The 21558-nt window shown below is 50.9% G+C and carries 17 protein-coding genes; 7 read left to right on the top strand and 10 right to left on the bottom strand.

The window, feature by feature from the left end; all coding sequences use genetic code 11:
* Positions 1-74: 74 nt before the first annotated feature.
* The 3 genes from EZV72_RS09215 to EZV72_RS09205 form a co-directional block, all read right to left on the bottom strand.
* Positions 75-1406: a DEAD/DEAH box helicase gene (locus tag EZV72_RS09215; RefSeq protein ID WP_137166970.1), complete on the bottom strand. Its 1332-nt coding sequence runs from the start codon at positions 1404-1406 to the stop codon at positions 75-77.
* Between the two features lie 127 nt (positions 1407-1533).
* The gene (locus EZV72_RS09210) at positions 1534-2190 is read right to left on the bottom strand and encodes a 3-oxoacid CoA-transferase subunit B (protein ID WP_137166969.1); all 657 of its coding nucleotides are present in this window, start codon (positions 2188-2190) and stop codon (positions 1534-1536) included.
* Between the two features lies 1 nt (position 2191).
* Entirely contained in the window at positions 2192-2899 is a 708-nt protein-coding gene (locus EZV72_RS09205; RefSeq protein ID WP_137166968.1) for a CoA transferase subunit A, read from the bottom strand.
* 105 nt (positions 2900-3004) lie between these two features.
* On the opposite strand from EZV72_RS09205, the gene EZV72_RS09200 reads away from it, so the two are divergent.
* Complete coding sequence (locus EZV72_RS09200; RefSeq protein ID WP_137166967.1) at positions 3005-3880, top strand: LysR family transcriptional regulator; 876 nt, start codon at positions 3005-3007, stop codon at positions 3878-3880.
* A 138-nt stretch (positions 3881-4018) separates the two neighbouring features.
* On the opposite strand, the gene EZV72_RS18430 is transcribed toward EZV72_RS09200, so the two are convergent.
* The 3 genes from EZV72_RS18430 to EZV72_RS09190 form a co-directional block, all read right to left on the bottom strand.
* Positions 4019-4165, bottom strand: coding sequence for a hypothetical protein (locus EZV72_RS18430; protein ID WP_175405080.1), 147 nt, complete (start codon positions 4163-4165; stop codon positions 4019-4021).
* A gap of 42 nt (positions 4166-4207) precedes the next feature.
* Complete coding sequence (locus tag EZV72_RS09195) at positions 4208-4963, bottom strand: hypothetical protein (protein WP_137166966.1); 756 nt, start codon at positions 4961-4963, stop codon at positions 4208-4210.
* Between the two features lie 85 nt (positions 4964-5048).
* Positions 5049-5771, bottom strand: coding sequence for a sensor histidine kinase (locus EZV72_RS09190; RefSeq protein ID WP_137166965.1), 723 nt, complete (start codon positions 5769-5771; stop codon positions 5049-5051).
* A 181-nt stretch (positions 5772-5952) separates the two neighbouring features.
* Here EZV72_RS09190 and cysB point away from each other — a divergent pair, with 181 nt between their 5' ends.
* Positions 5953-6927: an HTH-type transcriptional regulator CysB gene (gene cysB / locus EZV72_RS09185; protein WP_137166964.1), complete on the top strand. Its 975-nt coding sequence runs from the start codon at positions 5953-5955 to the stop codon at positions 6925-6927.
* Between the two features lie 23 nt (positions 6928-6950).
* Here the strand turns inward: cysB and EZV72_RS09180 are convergent, their stop codons facing one another.
* From EZV72_RS09180 to pabB, 3 genes are all read right to left on the bottom strand, one after another.
* Positions 6951-8321, bottom strand: coding sequence for an L-serine ammonia-lyase (locus EZV72_RS09180; protein ID WP_137166963.1), 1371 nt, complete (start codon positions 8319-8321; stop codon positions 6951-6953).
* A 127-nt stretch (positions 8322-8448) separates the two neighbouring features.
* The gene (locus EZV72_RS09175) at positions 8449-9018 is read right to left on the bottom strand and encodes a CoA pyrophosphatase (RefSeq protein ID WP_137166962.1); all 570 of its coding nucleotides are present in this window, start codon (positions 9016-9018) and stop codon (positions 8449-8451) included.
* Positions 9011-10420: an aminodeoxychorismate synthase component I gene (gene pabB / locus EZV72_RS09170; protein WP_137166961.1), complete on the bottom strand. Its 1410-nt coding sequence runs from the start codon at positions 10418-10420 to the stop codon at positions 9011-9013. The genes EZV72_RS09175 and pabB overlap by 8 nt, the downstream gene beginning before the upstream one ends.
* Before the next feature lie 202 nt (positions 10421-10622).
* Here pabB and EZV72_RS09165 point away from each other — a divergent pair, with 202 nt between their 5' ends.
* From EZV72_RS09165 to EZV72_RS09155, 3 genes are all read left to right on the top strand, one after another.
* Positions 10623-12152, top strand: a complete 1530-nt coding sequence (locus EZV72_RS09165; RefSeq protein WP_137166960.1) for a fumarate hydratase — start codon at positions 10623-10625, stop codon at positions 12150-12152.
* A gap of 128 nt (positions 12153-12280) precedes the next feature.
* On the top strand, positions 12281-13783 hold the full coding sequence (gene rmuC / locus EZV72_RS09160; protein WP_137166959.1) for a DNA recombination protein RmuC: 1503 nt from the start codon (positions 12281-12283) through the stop codon (positions 13781-13783).
* A 46-nt stretch (positions 13784-13829) separates the two neighbouring features.
* A complete protein-coding gene (locus EZV72_RS09155) occupies positions 13830-14555 on the top strand; it encodes an SOS response-associated peptidase family protein (RefSeq protein WP_137166958.1) in 726 nt (241 codons plus the stop codon).
* Here the strand turns inward: EZV72_RS09155 and EZV72_RS18735 are convergent.
* Positions 14552-19045, bottom strand: a complete 4494-nt coding sequence (locus EZV72_RS18735) for a S8 family serine peptidase (protein WP_137166957.1) — start codon at positions 19043-19045, stop codon at positions 14552-14554. The genes EZV72_RS09155 and EZV72_RS18735 overlap by 4 nt on opposite strands.
* Before the next feature lie 342 nt (positions 19046-19387).
* On the opposite strand from EZV72_RS18735, the gene EZV72_RS09145 reads away from it, so the two are divergent.
* The gene (locus EZV72_RS09145; protein ID WP_137166956.1) at positions 19388-20575 is read left to right on the top strand and encodes a thiamine pyrophosphate-dependent dehydrogenase E1 component subunit alpha; all 1188 of its coding nucleotides are present in this window, start codon (positions 19388-19390) and stop codon (positions 20573-20575) included.
* A complete protein-coding gene (locus tag EZV72_RS09140; protein ID WP_137166955.1) occupies positions 20575-21552 on the top strand; it encodes an alpha-ketoacid dehydrogenase subunit beta in 978 nt (325 codons plus the stop codon). The genes EZV72_RS09145 and EZV72_RS09140 overlap by 1 nt, the downstream gene beginning before the upstream one ends.
* Positions 21553-21558: the final 6 nt, after the last annotated feature.

The following is a 21558-nucleotide window of genomic DNA, read 5'->3' as shown; positions in this document are numbered from 1 at the left end:
GAAGAGAAAGTTTGATAATGTCGAGCCCCTCCCTGGATGGCGGGGGCTCGCAGCGTGTTTAAGCGCGTTTGTACTTACTCGTCTTCGTCATCGCTTAAATCAGTGTTGCGCTTTTTACGCATGACCGGTTTCATACCTACATCTTCGCCGGCGATTGTGTCTACCCGTTTTTTAGGTTTGGCCGGTTTTCTGGATTTTTCCTGCTGCTTGCTGCCAGTATCCTGCTGCGGTTTACTGGCTGCTTTTTTCACCTTTAAACCCTTGAATTTTGCCGGTGACTGTTCATGATCAGTACAGCCCAGTGCATAGTCAATATGCGTAATAATTGACTCAAAACTACGCCAGTCACGCGGGCCTACCAGTGATACAGCATGACCTTTTTTACCAGCCCGGCCGGTACGGCCAATCCGGTGAATGTACTCATCAGATTGTTTAGGCAGGTCGAAATTAATAACCAAACCTACTTTTAATAAATCGAGCCCCCGTGATGCCACATCGGTGGTAACCAGAATACTATGCTGACCACGGCTGAATTCGCTCATGATCTGAGCCCGCTGGCTTTGCGGTAAGTCGCCACGCAGGGCTATGGCATGCAGGTTCTGCTCGTTTAATATCGCCGTGATGCGGTCGGTGTCTTCACGGGTTGCAGTAAAAATAATCGCCTGATTATACTCAGCGTCCTTAAGGCACAAAGACAGCAGCTTATCTTTATGGGCAACATCATCGGCGTAATAACAGTGCTGGCTGATATCTGCGTGCGCGGCGGTAGCCTGACCAACCGCAATGCGAACCGGCGCTTTAAGCAGGTTTTTGCTCAAATGATTCAGCTCAATATTGTCCAGGGTGGCCGAAAACATCATGGTCTGACGTTTACGGTGGTCAGCAAATTGATTAATCATATTCAGCTGGGACGCAAAGCCTAAATCCAGCATCCGGTCTGCTTCATCAAAAATCAGCAGTTCCAACCCGTTCAGGAAAAAGGTTTTGTCTTGTAAATGGTCGGCAATACGCCCGGCGGTGCCCACAATAATAGCCGGGCTACGGCGCAGTATCTTGGTTTGGGTATTGTAGTTTTCGCCACCTACTACCAATGCACATTCCAGGTTCAGCTGTTGGGTCAGGCTTTTAGCCTCTCCATACACCTGTTTGGCCAGCTCGCGGGTAGGGGCAAGAATCAGAACCCGGGGATCTTTTTTGCTAAGTGCCTTAGTGGTGAGCAACCGGTTTACCGCGGGGATCAGAAACGCCAGCGTTTTACCTGAACCCGTTTGCGATGAGGCAATAATGTCCTTACCGCTTAACGCAGGCAAAATAGTCTGCTGCTGAATGTCGGTCAGTGTTTCAAACCCACGGGCCTGCAGGCGATTAGTGATTTTGTGATGAACCGGAATGTCGGTGACTTGCAATGTCTTACCCCTTATATAACGTTGGGCGCATTATCCATTATGCCGGCGCAGATTAAAAGTCACAGGGCAAGAAAGTAAAGGGCGGGCAGAGCCCGCCCGTGTCATGCAAGGTAATTATGCGCTAACGCTAAACCTGCATTTCCGGAATATCGCCATCGACGACCAGCTTGCCAGCGGTTTTTTCACGAATTTCGTCTACTGACACACCCGGGGCACGTTCTTCAAGATGAAATGCACCGTCTTTAACGGCCAGTACCGCCAGGTCAGTAATGATACGGGTAATACAGTTCACTCCGGTCAGGGGGAGTTTGCAGCTTTCAAGCAGCTTTGAGTTGCCGTATTTATCAGCATGGGTCATGGTAACAATAATATTTTTTGCCCCGGCGACCAGGTCCATCGCGCCGCCCATGCCTTTTACCAGCTTACCGGGAATCATCCAGCTGGCAATATTACCACTGACATCCACTTCAAACGCGCCCAGTACAGTAAAATCAACATGGCCGCCGCGGATCATGGCAAAACTTTCTGCCGAGTTGAAAATAGATGCACCGTGTATAGCAGTCACGGTTTCTTTGCCTGCATTAATCATGTCGGCATCCACTTCCTGCTCGGTAGGATAGCGGCCCATGCCCAGCAAGCCATTTTCAGATTGCAGCATGACATCGATACCGTCGGGCACATAGTTTGCCGCCAGTGTAGGAATACCAATGCCCAGATTAACATAGCTGCCATCTTTAAATTCACGGGCTACGCGCATTGCAATTTGTTCACGAGACAGTGCCATATTATTGCTCCTTCTGAGTCGTTACCCGGCGTTCAATACGTTTTTCAAATGTGCCCTGAATAATACGGTTCACATAAATTCCCGGTGTATGGATTTGGGCAGGATCCAGCTCGCCCGGCTCAACAATTTCTTCTACCTCAACCACCGTAATTTTGCCGGCAGTAGCGGCCATCGGGTTAAAATTCTGTGCGGTGTGTCGATATACACAATTGCCGTAACGGTCAGCTTTCCAGGCTTTCACAATGGCAAAGTCACCGGTAATGGATGGCTCAAGAATATAAGGGCGGCCATCAAACTCTTTAACTTCCTTACCTTCACCAACTGGTGTGCCGTAACCGGTCGCAGTATAAAATGCAGGGATACCGGCACCACCGGCACGCATCTTTTCTGCCAGTGTACCTTGTGGAGTCAATTCAACTTCCAGCTCTCCGGCCAGCAGCTGCTTTTCAAACAGGGCGTTTTCGCCCACATAGGATGACACCATTTTTTTGATCTGTTTATCTTCTAGCAAAATACCCAGACCAAAGCCGTCAACGCCACAGTTATTAGACACTACTGTTAAGTCTGACACGCCCATTTTTCTGATCTGACCAATCAGGCCTTCAGGGATACCACACAAACCAAAACCACCGGCAATCACGGTCATGCCGTTGGTTAATCCTTCCATTGCTGCTTCGTAACTGGTGACGACTTTATCGAAACCTGACATCTGACACTCCTGTTTTTGTATCAAGAACAAAACAGAGTATCCGCAATGGATAAAATTTTGTAAAATTAATTTTATATCAATATTAATAAATTTATTTTATCAATCATGGCCGTATCTTACCGAAACATGCTGGCGTTTATCCGGGTCGCAGAATCTGCCACATTTGCCGAGGCAGCAGAAAAACTGCACCTTACACAGCCGGCTCTGTCTACCGCCATTAAGAAGATGGAAGAACAACTGGGCGGTAAACTGTTCAGTCGCAGCACCCGGCGGGTACAACTGACACCAGAAGGCGAAACGCTGTTGCCCAGTGCCCGGCGACTGGTTAACGACTGGGATGATACCTTTGATGAGATGCAGAACCTGTTTGCGGTACAGCAGGGTAAACTCACTATTGCCGCCATGCCGTCTTTTGCTGAGTCCAGACTGCCGGCTATGCTTAAAACCTACCATCAGGCGTTTCCCAATATTCGTTTACGCATTCTTGATGTGGTGATGGAAGCCACTATCGACAGTGTATTGAGTGGCCGCGCCGAAGTGGGCTTTACTTTTGAGCCGGAAATAGCAGAAGGGCTGTGTTTTCAGCCATTGTTTGAAGATGCCTTTATGGCCGTAGTGCCCTCGGATCATCCACTAAGTAAACAACAATCCGTTTCCCTTGAGGCGCTGTTGGCCCAACCGTTTGTCGCAATGAACCGGGGCTCGGCGGTGCGCAAATGGACCGAGCAGGTTGCTGCGGCTACCACATCGGTGAACATTATTGCTGAGTCCGGGCAGTTAGGCTCTGTCGGTCAGCTTATCGCTCAGGGGCTGGGCGTATCCATTGTACCGCAGCTTTGCCAGGCTCAGATGCAACGCAACGGCCTGATTTGCCTGCCGATAGACAATAATCCGCTGGTTAAACAGGTAGGAATGGTAAAAGCGAGCAGGGCCACCATATCCGTTGCCGCACAGGCATTGTGGGACCAGTGTCTTGAGTAGTCGTAATGGCCGCGTTTATTGGCCGGCGAGGAATCATTCCAACAGCTTTCATACTGTAATCCCCCCATTTTAAACAGCAGTTATACGTAGAGATTCCTTAAGCTGCTCTTTAATAGAGTCAAACAGGTAAACCGGGCGTTAGCCGTCACGGTATCCCAGCATTACTGCAAAATCGACATCTATCGTGAGCTGTAGCAGGGCGACCAGGCGGGAAGAAAAATGGCTGGTTATAATGGAAGTGATAGCCGCAGCGAGCAGGGCTTCGTCGTTATCGGATAAACTCACAGCACCTTAATGGCCGGAGCACTTCTTTGTGGTAAAGAAGTGCTACCATTTCTTTTTCGGTGCAAAAAGTTCGTCCAGCTCATCCCGCTCTTCTTCTTTGCGTCTGGCACGATCAGCAGCGTTTACATTTTTCAGGTCATCCTGAATGTTGGTCAGCCATTCTTTTAATGTAGCGATACGACTGACAATGTATTCATCTTTATTGCTTTGTGCCTCAAGCGCTTTAATGCCTTTTTCAAAATACTGACGAGCAGAGCCAAGCATATTGGTTTGCATTGCCCCTCGGCCACGACGGATCAGGGTTTCCACATTCACTTTTAACTGTAAACGCTCCAGAGCCTTATCTTCTTCAGTGAAGGCGCGGGAGTCGACCCGTCCTTTGCTGTGTTCTGAGCGTAAGATAATACGTAGCTTTTTTACCGCCTGAATATACTGAATGATCAGTTTATCGTTTTCTGGCAGGCTAAACTCGTTAAGCTGGTTATCCAGCGTACCGGCCTGCATTTGCTGCTCAACACTTTTAATACGCTGGTTGATGTCGGAACTGCCGCCACCAGATTGCTGCATCACTTTGAGCGCACCATGAATGCGGGCGTACAGAATTTTCATCAGGCTGGCGGACACCGGCATGGAACTGCACGCGCTGATAACATTTTCAGTTTCATCAACAATCGCGCGCTGTTTGGCTACTTCGGCCCGGCGCTCGGCGTCCTGCCGGGCCTTGTTTTGCTGCCAGGCACTGATAAAAATAGCAGTGATGATGAGCACGACGATCAGTATTATTATTATGGTAAACATGTCTGGCTTTCCATTGGCGATGTCTATCCGCGTTACTTACTACAAATTAATGCTAAACATTTGATTCTATTGTTAACGGCAAAGTTTACGGTATTTTTACCATAAATACACTGCCGCCGAGTAAACCACCATTAGTCAGATTGATTTCTCCTTTGATCTGGCTTTCATTGCCTCCGGCTGCTCTGGTGTGCGCACTGGCTATCATGCGGGCAAAAAACAGCCCCAGACCAGTACGTCCCTCGCTTAAAGTGAACTCAGCCAGGTTGGTCTGACATTTGTCCAGCATAGTAGCAGGGTAGCCTGAACCGTCATCTTCAACACTGATACATAAGCGGTCATCTTCCTGCTTTGCTGCAATATGAATGCGTGACTGTCCATAACGTAAGGCATTTATGACGGCATCGTTTACCAGCAGATAAATCAGCTCGCTGTCCAGATACCAGCTCAGATTCTCGTCACAGTCTATGGTCACCGTAAACGCTTTTTGCTGGTGATAGATACTTACCGCGTCCATCACATCTGCCAGTAAGTCGGCCACAAAACATTCATCTACCGTAATTGGCAGATTATCCAGCTGGGCGCGATACAGCGACAATAACTGAACCAGACTGGTATTAAGACGGGTAGCTTCGTAGTGTACATCCGCAACCTGACGGGATGCTTTTTGATTCGACGCATCAATGCTGTGGCTAAGCTCTTCAATGGACTGGATAAGCAGACAAAGTGAGTTTTTCATATCGTGCACGGCAGCAGCCAGCACAGACGAAAAATCAATCTGTTTAGAAGAGCCGGTTAAAGATTGAGGCATAAAGAAATGTCATCGTACTTCGTTAAATGCTTATGCTAGTATCAATCAAAAACAGTCAAACTTCCTGTTTTTTAGGTATAACAACGTATGAATAACCAAAATGACAGTAGCAATGCTAGTATGTTTTGGTTATAACACTAGCACACTGAATGCTAAGCGCCAGCAGCGAAAGGGTCACCGGATGAAATTACAGCAGCTACGGTATATCGTAGAAGTCGTGAATAACAATTTAAATGTCTCAGCTACCGCAGAAAGTCTGTATACCTCACAACCTGGTATCAGTAAGCAGGTGCGCATGCTGGAAGATGAACTCGGCGTTCAGATTTTCGGCCGTAGTGGCAAACACTTAACCCACATTACCGATGCCGGTAATGATGTGATTAATATCTCGCGGGAAATACTGGCCAAGGTGGAAAGCATAAAATCGGTGGCCCGCGAGCATACCCTGCCAGACCAGGGCAAACTGAATATCGCCACAACCCATACTCAGGCTCGTTACGCGTTACCCGACGTGATTCAGGGGTTCATGACCAAATACCCGCGGGTGTCGCTGCACATGCATCAGGGAACGCCGTCCCAGATTTCTGATTTGGCGGCAAAAGGTGAGGCGGACTTTGCTATTGCAACAGAAGCGCTGCATCTGTACAACGACCTAGTTATGCTGCCGTGTTATCACTGGAATCGCTCAGTTATCGTTAACAAAGCCCATCCGCTGGCCGAAAAAGGCTCCATTGAAATCAGCGATATTGCTAAGTATCCGCTGGTGACTTATGTCTTCGGGTTTACGGGTCGCAGCGAACTGGACCAGGCATTTGAGCGTGCTGGCCTGACGCCAAAGATTGTGTTTACCGCTACCGATGCTGATGTTATTAAAACCTATGTGCGCCTGGGTGTAGGCATTGGTGTTATTGCTTCAATGGCGGTGAGCGAGGAGCTGGACAGTGATCTGGTAAAAATTGATGCCAGCCATTTGTTTGATTACAGCACAACGAAAATCGGCTTCAGAAAAGGCTCGTTTCTGCGCAGTTATATGTTTGATTTTATTGAGCGTTTTGCACCGCATCTGACCAAGGATAAAGTCGAAAAAGCAATGATGCTGAAAAATAACGACGAAGTGGAAAAAATGTTTAAGGGCGTCACACTGCCGGTTAAATAAACCGGCAGTGCAGGCGCGTGCCATCAGCACTCGATAATATTCACCGCTAAACCGCCACGGGCGGTTTCTTTGTATTTGGTTTTCATATCGTTGCCGGTGTCACGCATGGTCTTAATCACTTTATCCAGTGATACCTTATGCTCACCACTGCCGCGCATGGCCAGGCGCGACGCATTAATCGCTTTGATCGCACCCATGGCATTACGCTCAATGCAGGGAACCTGAACCAGACCACCCACCGGGTCGCAGGTCAGTCCCAGATTATGCTCCATGCCAATCTCAGCAGCGTTTTCCACCGCCAGCACAGTACCGCCCATAATTTCGGTCAGTGCACCGGCCGCCATCGAGCAGGCCACGCCCACTTCACCCTGACAGCCAACCTCGGCACCAGAAATAGACGCGTTTTCTTTGTACAAAATACCAATCGCACCGGCGGTAAGTAAAAACCGTGCGGCCGTGTCTTCGTCTACCGGACGAATAAATTTGTCAAAATAATGCAGTACCGCCGGAATGATTCCCGCCGCGCCATTAGTGGGCGCCGTTACCACACGACCGCCAGCGGCATTTTCTTCATTAACGGCCAGCGCAAACAGGTTTACCCAGTCCATGGTTTGCATGGGATCAGAAGTGTGTTCGGTTTGCAAACGACGGTACAGACCGGGCGCGCGCCGCACAACTTTCAGGCCACCGGGTAAAATACCCTCGCTTTCAATGCCGCGCTGCACGCACTCTTTCATGACTTTCCAGATTTCAAACAACCGGGCTTTCACTTCATGAGTGGGGCGAAATACGGTTTCATTTTTCAGCATCAGTGAACTGATACACAAGCCATTAGTTTTGCACAGTTCCAGCAGATGGGTGGCTGTTTTAAACGGGTAGGGCACCGACACCTGAACGGACGCAGCATGTGCTTTGGCATCATCAAACTCTTCGTGCTTGATGATAAAACCACCGCCTATGCTGTAATAGGTTTGTTCACGTATGACATCTTTGCCCTTATAGGCATATAACGTCATCGCGTTTGCATGTTTAGGCAGCGCTTTACGCCGGTGAAACATAATGGCGTTTTTGTTGGAAAACCGTATCTCGTGGGTACCGTTTAATGCAATGCGCTGGATATCATGAATACGCTCAAGGTGGGAATCGATGGTATCCACATCAATGGTCTCTGGTACTTCGCCCAGCAAGCCCAGGATGACCGCTTTGCCGGTACCATGACCTTTACCCGTCTGGCCCAGTGAGCCAAACAGCTCAATATAGACCTCACTGACATTATCCAGCAGCTGGTCGTGGGCCAGCTCGGTAACAAACTCGGCAGCCGCCCGCATAGGACCAACAGTATGAGAACTGGAAGGACCGATGCCAACGCTGAACATATCAAAAACACTAATCATAAAAACCGCTGATTATTATTACTATTAGTTAATGATATTGCCCGTATCGCCGAATAACTACAATACAGAAATGCTAATACAACAATAAGAAAAGCTAATGGTCTGTAAACAATACTTGATAATGCGGTTATTCCAGATGATGAGACAGATTGCGTAAAATAGCCGCAGTCGCGCCCCAGATCATACGCTGGCGCCAGGGTATAAAATAAATCGGGAAGGTGCGCCCGGCACGGTGGGAGTAGTGCACCATATGATTTTGTTTGTTGGCAACATGGGCCAGTGGTGCATCAAATACGCTGGCTACTTCGTTGGCATCCAGCGCATAATCAAAATCCGGATTGATAAACCCGACCACCGGTGTAATTTGATACCCACTGACAGTGCGGTATAAAGGCAGCGAGCCCACAATCTGAATGTTTTTGTCAGGCAGGCCCACTTCCTCGCGGGCTTCGCGTTTAGCGGTTTCCAGCAGGTTTCCGTCAGTGTCATCAAAGCCGCCACCGGGAAAGCTGATCTGTCCGGGATGATGCCGCAGGTGATGGGCCCGCTCGGTCAACATAACGTGCAGGCCATCTGACTTTTCTACCAGTGGAATGAGTACCGCCGCATCGCGGCCCCGCCGGGATAGCGGATAATCCGGTTCCAGCGTAACCGTTCTGACATGTTGAAATCGACGTAAAAATTCTGCTTTATTCACGAAACCTATCCAGCGAAGGCAAAATGCGGGACACTTTATCCAGCGTTTCCTGGTACTCATCAGCCGCCTGCGAGTCAAGTACGATACCACCGCCTGCCCAGCAGTGCAGGGTATGATTCTCAGCCAGTAATGTTCTGATTGTGATACTCGAATCCATGTCCTTTTTGATGCCGTAATACATGATACTGCCGCAATATACATTGCGACGGTGAGGCTCAAGCTCTTCTATGATTTCCATGGCCCGTATCTTTGGCGTGCCGGTAATGGAGCCACCGGGAAAAGCGCCGGCCAGTAAATCCAGCGGTGAGGCATGCTCATCCAGCTCACCTTCAACCGTGCTGACCAGATGATGTACCGCCGCGTAAGACTCAAGCGCAAATAAAAAAGGTACTACCACACTATGTGGTTTACAGTGTTTACTCAAATCATTTCGAAGCAGATCGACAATCATCAGATTTTCTGCCCGATCTTTTTCTGCTGCCAGCAGGGCCTGTGCACTGGCCTGGTCGGCGGCCTCATCCTGATGCCTGGGGCGGGTGCCCTTAATTGGCTTAGTCTGTACTTTGCCCTCCCTGACCGATAAAAACCGTTCTGGGGAGATACTCAGCACGCAGCTGTCCGGCAAACGAATAAAGGCGGAAAAGGGTGTCTGGTTTTCATTGCGCAGCGCCTGATAGGCCTGCCATTCACTTCCCTTGTAACCGGCACTGAAGCGCTGCGCCATATTAATCTGATAACAGTCGCCAGCGACAATATACTGGTGAATGCGTGACAATGCCTGATTGTAGGCCGGCTGACTTAAATTGGATGTCCAGCTGCTGGTCAGAGTGAATGGCGCTGCCGACACGGGTCTGGCCAATTGTGGCCACTGTTCGCTTAACGGTGCATGCGAGGCTAGCCGGCAATGAAACAACTCATTGGTCCGGGTGTCATAAATGACCGACTGGGTAAAAATACCTATCGCCATATCCGGGCACACATAAGCATCGCTGTTGGTGTCTGGCAGGGATTCATAGTAGCGGCCCAAATCGTAACCACACAGCCCGGCGGCGCCTACAATAAACGGCAGTTCCGCCAGCAGCTCCGGGTGACTTGTCGAATAGCGATGGCCGGCAAAGGTTAAGTCAACATAATGCTCAACAGCTTTAAGCGGGGCCAGGGCAAGCTGCTGGCTGGTATTATCACGCGTATCGGTGACCCGCGTATGTCCGCTTTTTGATTCAATGACATAGCGGGGCGCCCACATCATCATGTGATACCGTCCTGCGGCACTGCCGGCACTGTCAAACAGCATGGCATAAGGCTGGTATTCAATCTGTGAAAACAGGGTAGACAGGTCGCCCCATTGTGAAGGACTCAGGGGTTCAATAAGAATATGGCAGGAGGTGGTTTGTTGTGTCATCGTAATACTGTCATCATTGCCCGCAAAAGGCACATCATATGAATTAAATTCGCTATACTGGCAAGACACCTGCGAGTGTATGCCGCTGCTGAAAAAACGCACTGATATATCAGAGGTTTTCGATGGTGCGTACCCGTCAGATGCGCTAGTATACGCTTTTTTAACAAGCACACCACGTAAAGGCTAGTTTAAAGAGGACGCCATGACCGTTATCCGTCAACAAGACTTTATTGATAGCATAGAAGATGCTTTACAGTTTATCTCTTACTATCACCCTCTGGATTATGTAAAAGCTGTAGAAAAAGCTTACCAGAAAGAGCAGAGCCAGGCAGCCAAAGACGCCATGGCGCAAATCCTGATTAATTCCCGGATGTCAGCAGAAGGCAAACGCCCGCTGTGTCAGGACACGGGTATTGTGACCTGTTTTGTCAAAATCGGTATGGGCGTAAGCTGGGATAAAACCGATATGACCGTTCAGGAAATGGTCAACGAAGGCACACGCCGCGCCTACACCAATTCAGACAACCCTTTACGCGCATCGATTGTAGCAGATCCTGCCGGTGCCCGTAAGAATACCAAAGACAACTCTCCGGCTGTGGTTCACATCGATATGGTGCCGGGCGAGCAGGTAGAAGTGATGATCGCGGCCAAAGGTGGCGGCTCTGAAAACAAATCTAAAATGGTGATGCTGAACCCCAGCGATGACATTGTTGAATGGGTATTAAAAACCCTGCCAACCATGGGGGCAGGCTGGTGTCCGCCCGGCATGCTGGGTATAGGCATTGGCGGTACGGCAGAAAAAGCAGCCGTGCTGGCCAAGGAAAGTCTGATGGACCCGGTCGATATTCATGAGCTGATGGAGCGGGGCGCAGAGACCACCGAAGAAAAACTGCGTCTTGAGCTGTTTGATAAGGTCAATAAGCTGGGTATTGGTGCGCAGGGACTGGGTGGTTTAACCACCGTAGTAGATGTAAAAATCAAATCAGTACCGACCCATGCGGCATCTAAGCCTATTGCGCTTATTCCAAACTGTGCGGCCACCCGTCACGCCCACTTCCACCTGGATGGCAGCGGCCCGGCAGAACTGAAAGCGCCGAAGCTGGAAGAATGGCCGGAAGTCACCTGGGAAGTCAGTGAAAACACCCGTCGTGTAAACCTGGATGAGGTAACTAAAGAAGACATTCAGGAATGGAAAGTGGGTGAAACCGTATTGCTGTCAGGTAAGATGCTTACCGGTCGTGATGCGGCGCACAAACGTATTCAGACGATGATGCAAAATGGTGAAGGCCTGCCTGAAGGCGTGGACCTGACCAACCGCTTTATCTATTACGTTGGTCCGGTAGATGCGGTCGGTGATGAGGTGGTTGGCCCGGCTGGCCCGACCACAGCGACCCGCATGGATAAATTTACCGACATGATGCTCGAGGAAACCGGTCTTATTGGTATGATTGGTAAAGCTGAACGCGGCCCGGCCACGGTGGACTCAATTGCCAAACATAAAGCGGTGTATCTGATGGCTGTGGGCGGCGCAGCATATCTGGTATCCAAGGCCATTAAAAAGTCACGGGTAGTGGCTTTTGAGGATTTGGGTATGGAAGCGATTTACGAATTTGAAGTCGAAGATATGCCCGTAACGGTAGCGGTGGACAGCACCGGCGCCAATGCTCATAAAACCGGCCCGGCTATCTGGAAAGCCAAAATTGAAGAGCTGGACAGCGAGTTGTCTAAATAATCGCTGTAAGGCATGATGAAAAACGGGCGTCTGAGGCGCCCGTTTTTGTTTGTAATCATATTTATCAGCAGGTTGTGTGTTGTTTTAAAAGCAATATAACCTGCTGATGCACTAACGACATACGGATTATGGCAGATACCATCACACTTATTACCGGTATTAGCTGCGGCGCCGCTGCGGTAGCAGGGGCGATTGGCTATGCCATAGCCGCCAGCCGGGCCCGAGCAACCACGGCACTGTTGGAGCGTCAGCTCAGCGAGCGTGATACTGACCTGCAGGCCGCGCAAGAGCGCTTGTATCAGGCGCAGATTCAGATCGGTGAGCTGGGACAGCAGGCTGCGCAGTTACAACGACTGGAAGATGACCATAAAGAGTTGCGCGACGATTTTCGTGATTTACAAAATGAATACGCCAACCTGACCGCACGTCATCAGTCACAGGCGGCGAGCTTTGAACAGGCGCAGAAAGCCAGCGAGGAAAAACTCCAGCTGATGACCTCCGCCGAAGAGCGGCTACAAACTCAGTTCGAAAATCTGGCCAATAAAATCTTCAGTGAAAAAAGCGAGTCGTTCAGCAAGATGAACAAAAGCGGGCTGGATGCACTGCTAAACCCGCTGAAAGAACAAATCGAGGGATTCAAGCGTCAGGTCAGCGACCAGTATACCCGCGAAGGGCAGGAACGGGCATCGCTGAAAACCGAAATTCTGTCGCTCAAAGAGTTAAACCAGAAAATTACCCAGGAAGCTGCTGCCCTGACCATGGCACTAAAGGGCGATAATAAAACCCAGGGCAACTGGGGTGAGGTCATACTCGAGCGTATTTTAAAAGAGTCTGGCCTGCGCGAAGGGCATGAATTCGACACCCAGGTGTCGCTGCGCTCTGACGCCGGTAAGCTGCAACAGCCCGATGTGGTTGTACACCTGCCGAACGATAAAGATGTGGTGATTGATGCTAAGGTTAGTCTGGCCGCTTACGAGCGTTATTTTAACAGCGCCGATGATAGTGAGCGCGAGCGCTGGATCAAAGAGCATGTCAACTCTCTGCGCGGGCACATTAAGGGGCTGGGCGCAAAGGATTACCAGGACTTAAAAGGCTTAAGAACCCTGGATTACGTGTTGATGTTCATTCCGGTTGAGCCAGCTTTCCTGCTGGCGATTGAAGAGGATCCAGAACTGGTATCACTGGCGCTCAATCATAATATCATGCTGGTCAGCCCAACCAATTTGCTGGTTGCTCTGCGTACTATTAATAATATCTGGCAGTATGAGTATCAAAACCAGAATGCCCAGCATATTGCGACTCAGGCTGCACGCCTGTACGACAAGTTTGCCGGTTTTGTGGCTGATATGGAAAAAATCGGTAAGTCGCTGGATATGACCCAGAAACATTTTGACGGTGCCATGGGCAAACTCAGTAACGGTCGGGGCAATCTGATCCGTCAGATAGAGCAGTTTCGTAAACTGGGTATTCAGCCCAGCAAACGTCTGTCGGACGATCTGACCCGTAAAGCCCTGCGCGATGATGACGCTGGATTCGAAGATGATAGCGATGAAGATAGTGATGAGATGGACACGCAGGATTATGATAGCAACAGCGATGATAATCCGGAGCGGTTGTCAGGCGGGCAGTAACTATTATGTGGCAATAACAGCCTGAACCAGCGGGAGAATTTAAGCGATGTGCGGACGACTCAATGTTACTGATTCTCCCGGTGTGCAGGCTTTATGTGAACAGCTGGACATTAACCTGTGGCCACAGGCTGGCATGCGTTTCAGCCGGTTTATCCGGGCCACTGACCGGGTGTCTGTTGTTTTTGAACAGGACGACGGGCAGCGGGTGATGAAAAACGCTATCTGGTGGCTACTGCTGGATAAACACAACGAGGGACAGGCCAGTCGCTTTCGGCCCTCCCGGTACACCTCATTTAACACCCGTTATGACAAACTCAACACACCGCGCAGCGCCGGGTATCATGCCTATCGTCACCAGCGCTGTGTGATACCGGCGGCGGGGTTTGGTGAAACCCTGCAAAATGGACAGCAAAAAATCTATCATGATCTGACCGTTGATGAGCATGACAGTCTGGCCATGGGTGGGCTCTACCGGCAGTGGCAGGGATATGATGAAACCGGCCGGCCTTTTACTGAATATTCCTGTTCGGTCGTCACTCTGCCGCCCCATCCGTCACTGCGCTCAATTCATACCAAAGCCAGCCCTTTGATGCTTAGCCAGCATGACGGCAGCCTGGCACTGTGGCTTGACCGCGCAACCACAGCGCCACAAGCATTACATGCGTTGCTGCGTCCGGCACTGAGGCATCATTTTACTGCCACCCCCATCGACCGGCCATCAAGCTGGCAGCCGGCAGGCCCGTCATTCAGGATTCCGGCGGATCAGAATTAACCAGTCTTCATCCGGTAGCGCCGGCGATACCAGGCCACAGACAACAGACTAACAACAGCCCACCATGTTATAGCACCGCCACCAGAATCACCGCCATCCGAAGGATTACTGCCAAGACCGCTACTGGTTTCGGTGCTGACCGTCACGATGATGCTGTCTGTAGCGGTATTACCATAAACATCCGTAACGGTTACAGTCAGCGTGAATTGGGTGGCTGCACTGACCTGCGGGGCAATAAAGGTCACCGAAGTAGTGTCATCGTTTTCCAGCCGGGCACCGCTGCCACCACTGACACTCCAGCTATACCGTAAGGTATCGCCGTTGGCATCGCTGGCACTGGCACTGAAGATCTGCCGCTGACCATTGCCTACTGTGGCACTGTCACCGGCATCGATTGAAATCTTCGGGGCAGACTCAATCTGCAATCCGGTGTATGGCTGAGCGGTTTCTTCGCGGGTGCCGTCAATATTGGTAACCTGTGAGGTGACGGTTATATCAAACGTACCCGGTGTGGCATTGTCTGCCACCTGAGCGGTGAATTGGATATCTGCCACCACCTGCGGCGTCTGATTAAGCAGGTAATAGCAAACCGCATCACCCGTCTGGGGCTGGCTGTGCCCGGACAGGCTCACACCGGCATCGCCCTGCAGCGACTCATAGCCCAGGGCTGCGCCTTTACTGGCTTGTGGAAGCTGCTGGTAACTGTATACCATGGCCGGAATATCGGTGCGGGTTGTTTCATGCAGCAACATACGCACACTTACTGGCTCAGCATCAGCCGTACGCATATCTTCCCAACCCGCCACAACAGCGCCCGAAGTCGCCTGCTCAATCCATACCTGACTAGTGTCTGTGGCTGTCAGCGTCTGCCAGTACGGCGCGGCCACACCGTTAGGCTGTGCCGGTGATAACAAGCGGCTGGCCGACGCTGTCGAGGTATTGAGCGAAGCCCCAAATGTGATAAAACCATTTTTAGCGAGCGTTAGCTGACTGAAGCTATCGCCCAGGTACTGAGCAGCAATACCCACCGTAGCGTAATGCGCACTGGCAGGCAGTAAATAGGCAGAATCGCCCGGCTGACTACCATCCAGTTTATTGGCATAGACACGACACGTGGTGTCGGTGGCTGCTGTGGTCAGGGCATAACCCGCATTGGTTTGTTTGACTGATGGCTGTAACACCGTCCAGTTAATCTGATTGCCGCTGACAAACGCATCACCGGTCACCGAGCTGCGATCCAGGGTCAGGGTATCTGGCAGCACCGCCTCAATCGCATATACCCTGTCCTCGTTAGTGTCATTGGTGATGACATTCAGACTGAATGTGGCGTCATCGCCGGGGGCGACCCGGCCCGGTGACGGCGAGCTCAGGTAGACATCATCCTGAGCCCGTACCAGATCCACCTTGGTCAGGCTGGCGCCATCACTGCCTAATGTAAATGCGCCGTAGTAGTAATCGCCGCGCTGGGCATCTGGCAGGGCCCATTGTATACGCAGATTAAAATCAGCCCCAGAATTGGTGGCATCAGAGCCGCTGATGACCATTGAGTCATCTGAGGTACTATCAACCACCGCATAGTTAAGTACAAAACGGTCAGCGGTGGTGCCTGAAGCCGCCCAGTTGTGCACAAACAAAAAGTATTGTCCGGCCTGCGGTTTATCCAGACTGATGTATTCAGATGAGTTAAATGACGTACTTTCGGCCACCACTTCGCTTTCTTCGGCTACACCGTTACCGTTACTGTCATACATCAGGTATAAATCCATGTCATCAGCACTGGACTCGGTCAGCTCAGCCACCAGGCGAACATCACCGTCACTGACGGAAATAGGCTGGATGAAAATACCATCGCTGGTATCGTCAAAAATATCGCTGTTACTGCTGTCCTGTAACAGGGTACCCTCGGCGACCGTGGCGGCAGTTAAACCGTAAGAGGTAGACACCAGATCGGCCGCACTGATTGAAAATAAATCGCGGAGCAGATAACTGTCGTAGTTACGATGCGCTTCCAGATTCAAAGTGCCGGGTACCGTACCATTGCTGGCATAAGCTGCCAGTGGCATGTGCAAATCGCTGCCTGGGCCGGTAATATCCAGCTGGCCAAATCCCCATTGTTCATTATCTACAGTGGTGGCATCCATGGTCACCGTCACGGTTTGCTGCTGTCCGGCAGACAGCGTAAAGCTGGCCGGACTGACACTAATGGCAAAGCCACTGGTCAGCGCGCTGGCTGAGGTGGTAAAAGTGCCAGCGGTGGTGGCGGTAAAGGTGCGCGACCAGCTACAGGAATTAAAACAGTTGGCATCCACAATCGCCGGCATATTCAGCGAGCGGGGTTCGCCGTCAAGCTGTGGGTTCGCTGCCCGGTAATTGGCAGCGGTCTCATTCATAATAAGGCCCGCATCAATAGCCTGGGCCACCTGAACTCTGCCGGCACCCATATCGAACCAGTCTGCAGCGGTGCGCTCATCTTCTTTGCGCACTTCGGTAACGGCAGTCAGCATCAGGGCTGAACGCACTTCATCAGGCGTCCAGTCAGGATGAGCGGCCAGAACCAGTGCCGCGGAACCGGCCACAAAAGGACTGGCCATAGAGGTACCGGATAAGTATGCATAATCTGCTGGCGCTGCGCCGGTCTGGTCATGGCCATAATGCTCATCAGCGTAGGCTGCATAAATATCAACGCCGGGAGCGGTCAGATGCGGAGTCAGTGTGCTGACCGAGGAATTAGGCCCCCGGGCAGAGAAGTCTGCCATGATATCAGCCTGGTCATTATCAATGGTCACCCCACCTGAAGCCGCAGTGATTGTGGCGGTATGTCCGTTACCGGTCGCCAGCCAGTTACGCAGACGGGTCGCATCACTGGCCTCGATGTGTATACCGGGAATCACGTACGTATCGTTAGCCAGGTTGGTGGCGCCGCCATCCACATTGGCCAGGACATAACCGCCGGCACCACCGGCCTGCACATTCTTGGCTTTCTGAATGCGGGCAATATCTCCCCGGTCACAGACCACAATCTGACCATTAAAAGTACCGGCCGGATAGGGTTCCAGACACTGCGCCGGATCGTCTCCCGGGCTGTTGGGGTTGGCATAGTCACCGGCATACACAATAGCGGCAGTAATTGCACCGGTGTTACTTGAACCGGTAATCGGTCCCGGTGAGGTCAGCCCGCCGCTAAAATCAGTCAGTTGCTTTTCGTAGTCGATTAAACGGCCATGGGTGCTGGCGCCCACCACAGTAAACCACGGCGCATGTTTATCTGTGGTATAAGCCTGCGGGCCGTCATTACTGGCCGAGTGGGCAACGAAGATGCCAGCCTGGTTGGCATTGAGCCAGGCATCATTGACCGCGCCTTCCCACGGGTTGCCGCCCCCTGACACCGAAAAGTTGATCACATCCACCACACCGCTGGCCACAGCATCGTCAATAGCTTTTAAAATCGCAGAATCAAAACAGCCGTTGTAGGTGTCATCACTCTCGCCGGGTAAACATACCTGATACGACACGATATTGGCGTGCGGGGCCACCCCGGAAATCCGGTCATAGATAAAACCGGACTCAATGCCACTACTTTGCTCAGATTCTGCATCCGGGAAAACTTCTTTTACGTCATATAAAATATTGCCGACGGCGGTAGCGGCGACATGTGAGCCATGGCCGTTATAGTCTTCACCGTTGCGGGCAAGGTTGGCCGGAAATACATCATCATCAGAATAGGAACTGGTAATATCAGAATAACTGACCACACCGATCAGTTTGTCATTACATAACTGGGCAAAGCCGCGAGCGCAGTCTCCCAGATAGTTACCACTGCCCAGCGGGTTGGTATGGTTGTAGCCATCATCGCCAACATCAGCAAACGACGGATGATCAGTGTTGATACCGGTATCGAACACGGCCACGGTGACACCTTCACCCAGCACGCCTTGTGGCGCGTTGACAGTATCCCCGTCCCAGGCAGTTTGTGCACCAATAAGTACCGGACCGGTATCGCTCGTCAGATAGCGCTTGTAATCAGGCTGCACCCTTTTGACACCGGGCATCCGGGCGATCTTCTCCGCCTGTTCAGGGGTGGCCTTCACCAGCAGGGCGTTCACCGCATACTGGTAACGCGTAACGCTTTGCACCCCATCAAGTTCGCGGGTTAAAGTGGCAGTCATGGTTTGTTGCTGCGCATCGAGCTGATCGCGGTACTGGGTTATTTGCTCAGCATCAAAATTAAGTTTGCGCTGGTGTGCGCTGGTTGAAGACAGCTGCTTTTTTTCATTCACCTGACGGGCATGGCGAGACACCGGCTCACCATCGAGCTGCACAATATACAAGCCGGATTGTTGCGCCGTTGGGGCCGAGGTGATGCGCTGATAGTTGGTTGCTGCCTGTTTGTCTACCGATACAACAGCCGGGGTTGAGGCGGCCACGTTGACGCTGCCTAGCAGCAGGGCGCTGACAACCCCCATTTTGATACGGGTAACCGATGCATTCACTCGACAATCTCCACTAAATTGGTGCGGCTAACGCTTAACTACCGCTTTTTTATTAATATTAGCAATACTTAGCTGAACAGTTTATGAAAACTTGGTGAGAATTACCGTTACATAAATGCGTCGGAAGTATAAATATCTACACGAAAAATCATTTTGGCAGGTAAGTTTAATAAAACGTTAAATATGTAGGATGTTTGTATGGTTTTGGCTTGTCTGACTAGGATGACCATTTCGACAGACTGAACTGAGACCCGCAAAATAGCAAGAAAACACAAAGCGCTTTGAACTAGCATAGACAAATGGTGGTAAAAATTAACCTTCACTTAACAAGAGGGATACAAAGTGCAAGACAGAAATCATCTGGCACGGGTAAACACCACGCATCAGGTGCATATTATCGAAAATGGCCTGATCGATATACCCATGCTGCAAATTCTTAAGCCGGACGGCACCCTGCACAACGAAGCCCGGGAGCCTGAGCTTAACGAAGACACGGCCCGCAAGATTTACGACACAATGGAATATATCCGGGTTCTGGATGAGCGCATGATTGGCGCGCAGCGTCAGGGACGCATCAGCTTTTATCTGGCTTCAACCGGCGAGGAAGCCGCCGCGGTTGCCAGTGCTGCTGCTCTGAGTGAGCACGATATGATCATGTCGCAATACCGCGAACAGGGTGCTCTGGCATATCGTGGCTATACCACATCCCAGTTTATGAACCAGATGTTCAGTAATGAAAAAGATCCTAACAAAGGGCGTCAGATGCCCATTCATTACGGCGACAAACCATTAAACTTCATGACCATTTCTTCACCACTGGGCACACAGATTCCGCAGGCTGCCGGTTACGCGTATGGTCAGAAAATGGCCGGAAACGAAGCCATTACTATTTGCTATTTTGGTGAGGGTGCGGCGTCAGAAGGTGATTTTCATGCCGGTCTGAACATGGCCGCGGTGCTTAACTGCCCGGTAATCTTTTTCTGCCGCAATAATGGATACGCCATTTCTACCCCTGCCGATGAGCAGTTTGCCGGTGATGGTATTGCTTCTCGTGGTCTGGGCTACGGTATTAAAACTATCCGGGTCGATGGTAACGACCCGCTGGCGGTTTTTGCGGCCACCCAACAGGCCCGTAAAATTGCTCTGGAAGAGCAGTGTCCGGTGTTAATAGAGGCGATGACGTACCGGTTGGCTGCCCATTCTACTTCAGATGATCCTACCGGCTACCGTTCACGAGAGGAAGAAGACAAGTGGCGGGCCAAAGATCCTATTCAGCGCATGGCTAAATGGCTTCAGCAAAAAGGCTGGTTTGACGAAAAGGCGAACAAGCAACTGATAGAGGAAAGCCGTCAGGCGGTACTGGCAGCTTTAAAAGAAGCAGAGAAAGTGCCGGTTAATCCCATTGATGACATCGTCAGTGATGTTTACAGCGACGTGCCCTGGCATCTGGAAGAACAGCTTAATAACCTCAAACAGCATATTCGCAAGTATCCTGGTGAGTATCCGAAAACCTCAGGGAGAGTAAAATAATGGCAAAGATGAATCTGTTGCAGGCCATTAACAGTGCCCTGATCACGGTAATGGAGCAAGACCAGCGCGTGATGGTGTTTGGTGAGGATGTCGGCCACTTCGGCGGTGTTTTCAGAGCCACCAGCAATCTGCAGGAAAAATTTGGCCGGGCGCGGTGTTTCAATACCCCGCTGACAGAACAGGGCATTATTGGCTTTGCCAACGGTCTGGCATCACAGGGTTCGGTGCCGGTAGCCGAAATTCAGTTCGGGGACTATATTTTTCCGGCGTTTGACCAGATTGTGAACGAAACCGCAAAGTTCCGTTATCGTTCCGGTGGTCAGTTTTCCTGTGGCACCCTGACCATTCGTACGCCTTATGGTGGCGGTATTGCCGGCGGTTTGTACCACAGTCAGTCACCCGAAGCATTTTTTGCCCACTGTCCGGGTCTTAAAATTGTAGTACCACGCAACCCGTATCAGGCCAAAGGCCTGTTACTGGCCTCTATTCGTGATGATAACCCGGTGTTATTCATGGAGCCTAAGCGGCTGTACCGGGCTTCGGTGTCAGAGGTACCTGAAGAAGATTATGAGCTGGAGCTGGGCAAAGCGGACCTGGTACAGGAAGGTAAAGACATTACCTTGCTGGGCTGGGGAGCACAGATTGAAATTCTGCAAAAAGCAGCGGATATGGCGCTGGATGACGGCGTATCGTGTGAAATTATTGACCTGCGCTCAATTATGCCGTGGGACGCCCATACCGTGGCGGAGTCGGTGATGAAAACCGGCCGCTTACTGATTAATCACGAAGCGCCTCAGACCGGTGGCTTTGCCAGTGAGATTGCTGCCACTATTCAGGATAAATGCTTTTTATACCTGGAAGCACCAATAGCCCGGGTGTGTGGTCTGGATACGCCATATCCTCTGGCTCATGAAAAAGAATACATGCCGGATCAGTTTAAAACGTACGAAGCTATCAAACGTACACTGAAATATTAACAGGGG

The organism is Salinimonas lutimaris (genome assembly GCF_005222225.1).
In the GTDB taxonomy this organism is placed as follows: Bacteria; Pseudomonadota; Gammaproteobacteria; order Enterobacterales; family Alteromonadaceae; genus Alteromonas; species Alteromonas lutimaris.
The sequence above is the reverse complement of the archived record's forward strand: the minus strand, read 5'-3'. Positions and strand labels throughout refer to the sequence as shown.

Coding starts and splice junctions, on each gene's coding strand:
- EZV72_RS09210 (WP_137166969.1), bottom strand. CDS start 2,190: ATGGCACTGTCTCGTGAACAAATTGCAATGCGCGTAGCCCGTGAATTT.
- EZV72_RS09205 (WP_137166968.1), bottom strand. CDS start 2,899: ATGTCAGGTTTCGATAAAGTCGTCACCAGTTACGAAGCAGCAATGGAA.
- EZV72_RS09200 (WP_137166967.1), top strand. CDS start 3,005: ATGGCCGTATCTTACCGAAACATGCTGGCGTTTATCCGGGTCGCAGAA.
- EZV72_RS09195 (WP_137166966.1), bottom strand. CDS start 4,963: ATGTTTACCATAATAATAATACTGATCGTCGTGCTCATCATCACTGCT.
- EZV72_RS09190 (WP_137166965.1), bottom strand. CDS start 5,771: ATGCCTCAATCTTTAACCGGCTCTTCTAAACAGATTGATTTTTCGTCT.
- cysB (WP_137166964.1), top strand. CDS start 5,953: ATGAAATTACAGCAGCTACGGTATATCGTAGAAGTCGTGAATAACAAT.
- EZV72_RS09180 (WP_137166963.1), bottom strand. CDS start 8,321: ATGATTAGTGTTTTTGATATGTTCAGCGTTGGCATCGGTCCTTCCAGT.
- pabB (WP_137166961.1), bottom strand. CDS start 10,420: ATGACACAACAAACCACCTCCTGCCATATTCTTATTGAACCCCTGAGT.
- EZV72_RS09165 (WP_137166960.1), top strand. CDS start 10,623: ATGACCGTTATCCGTCAACAAGACTTTATTGATAGCATAGAAGATGCT.
- rmuC (WP_137166959.1), top strand. CDS start 12,281: ATGGCAGATACCATCACACTTATTACCGGTATTAGCTGCGGCGCCGCT.
- EZV72_RS09155 (WP_137166958.1), top strand. CDS start 13,830: ATGTGCGGACGACTCAATGTTACTGATTCTCCCGGTGTGCAGGCTTTA.
- EZV72_RS09140 (WP_137166955.1), top strand. CDS start 20,575: ATGGCAAAGATGAATCTGTTGCAGGCCATTAACAGTGCCCTGATCACG.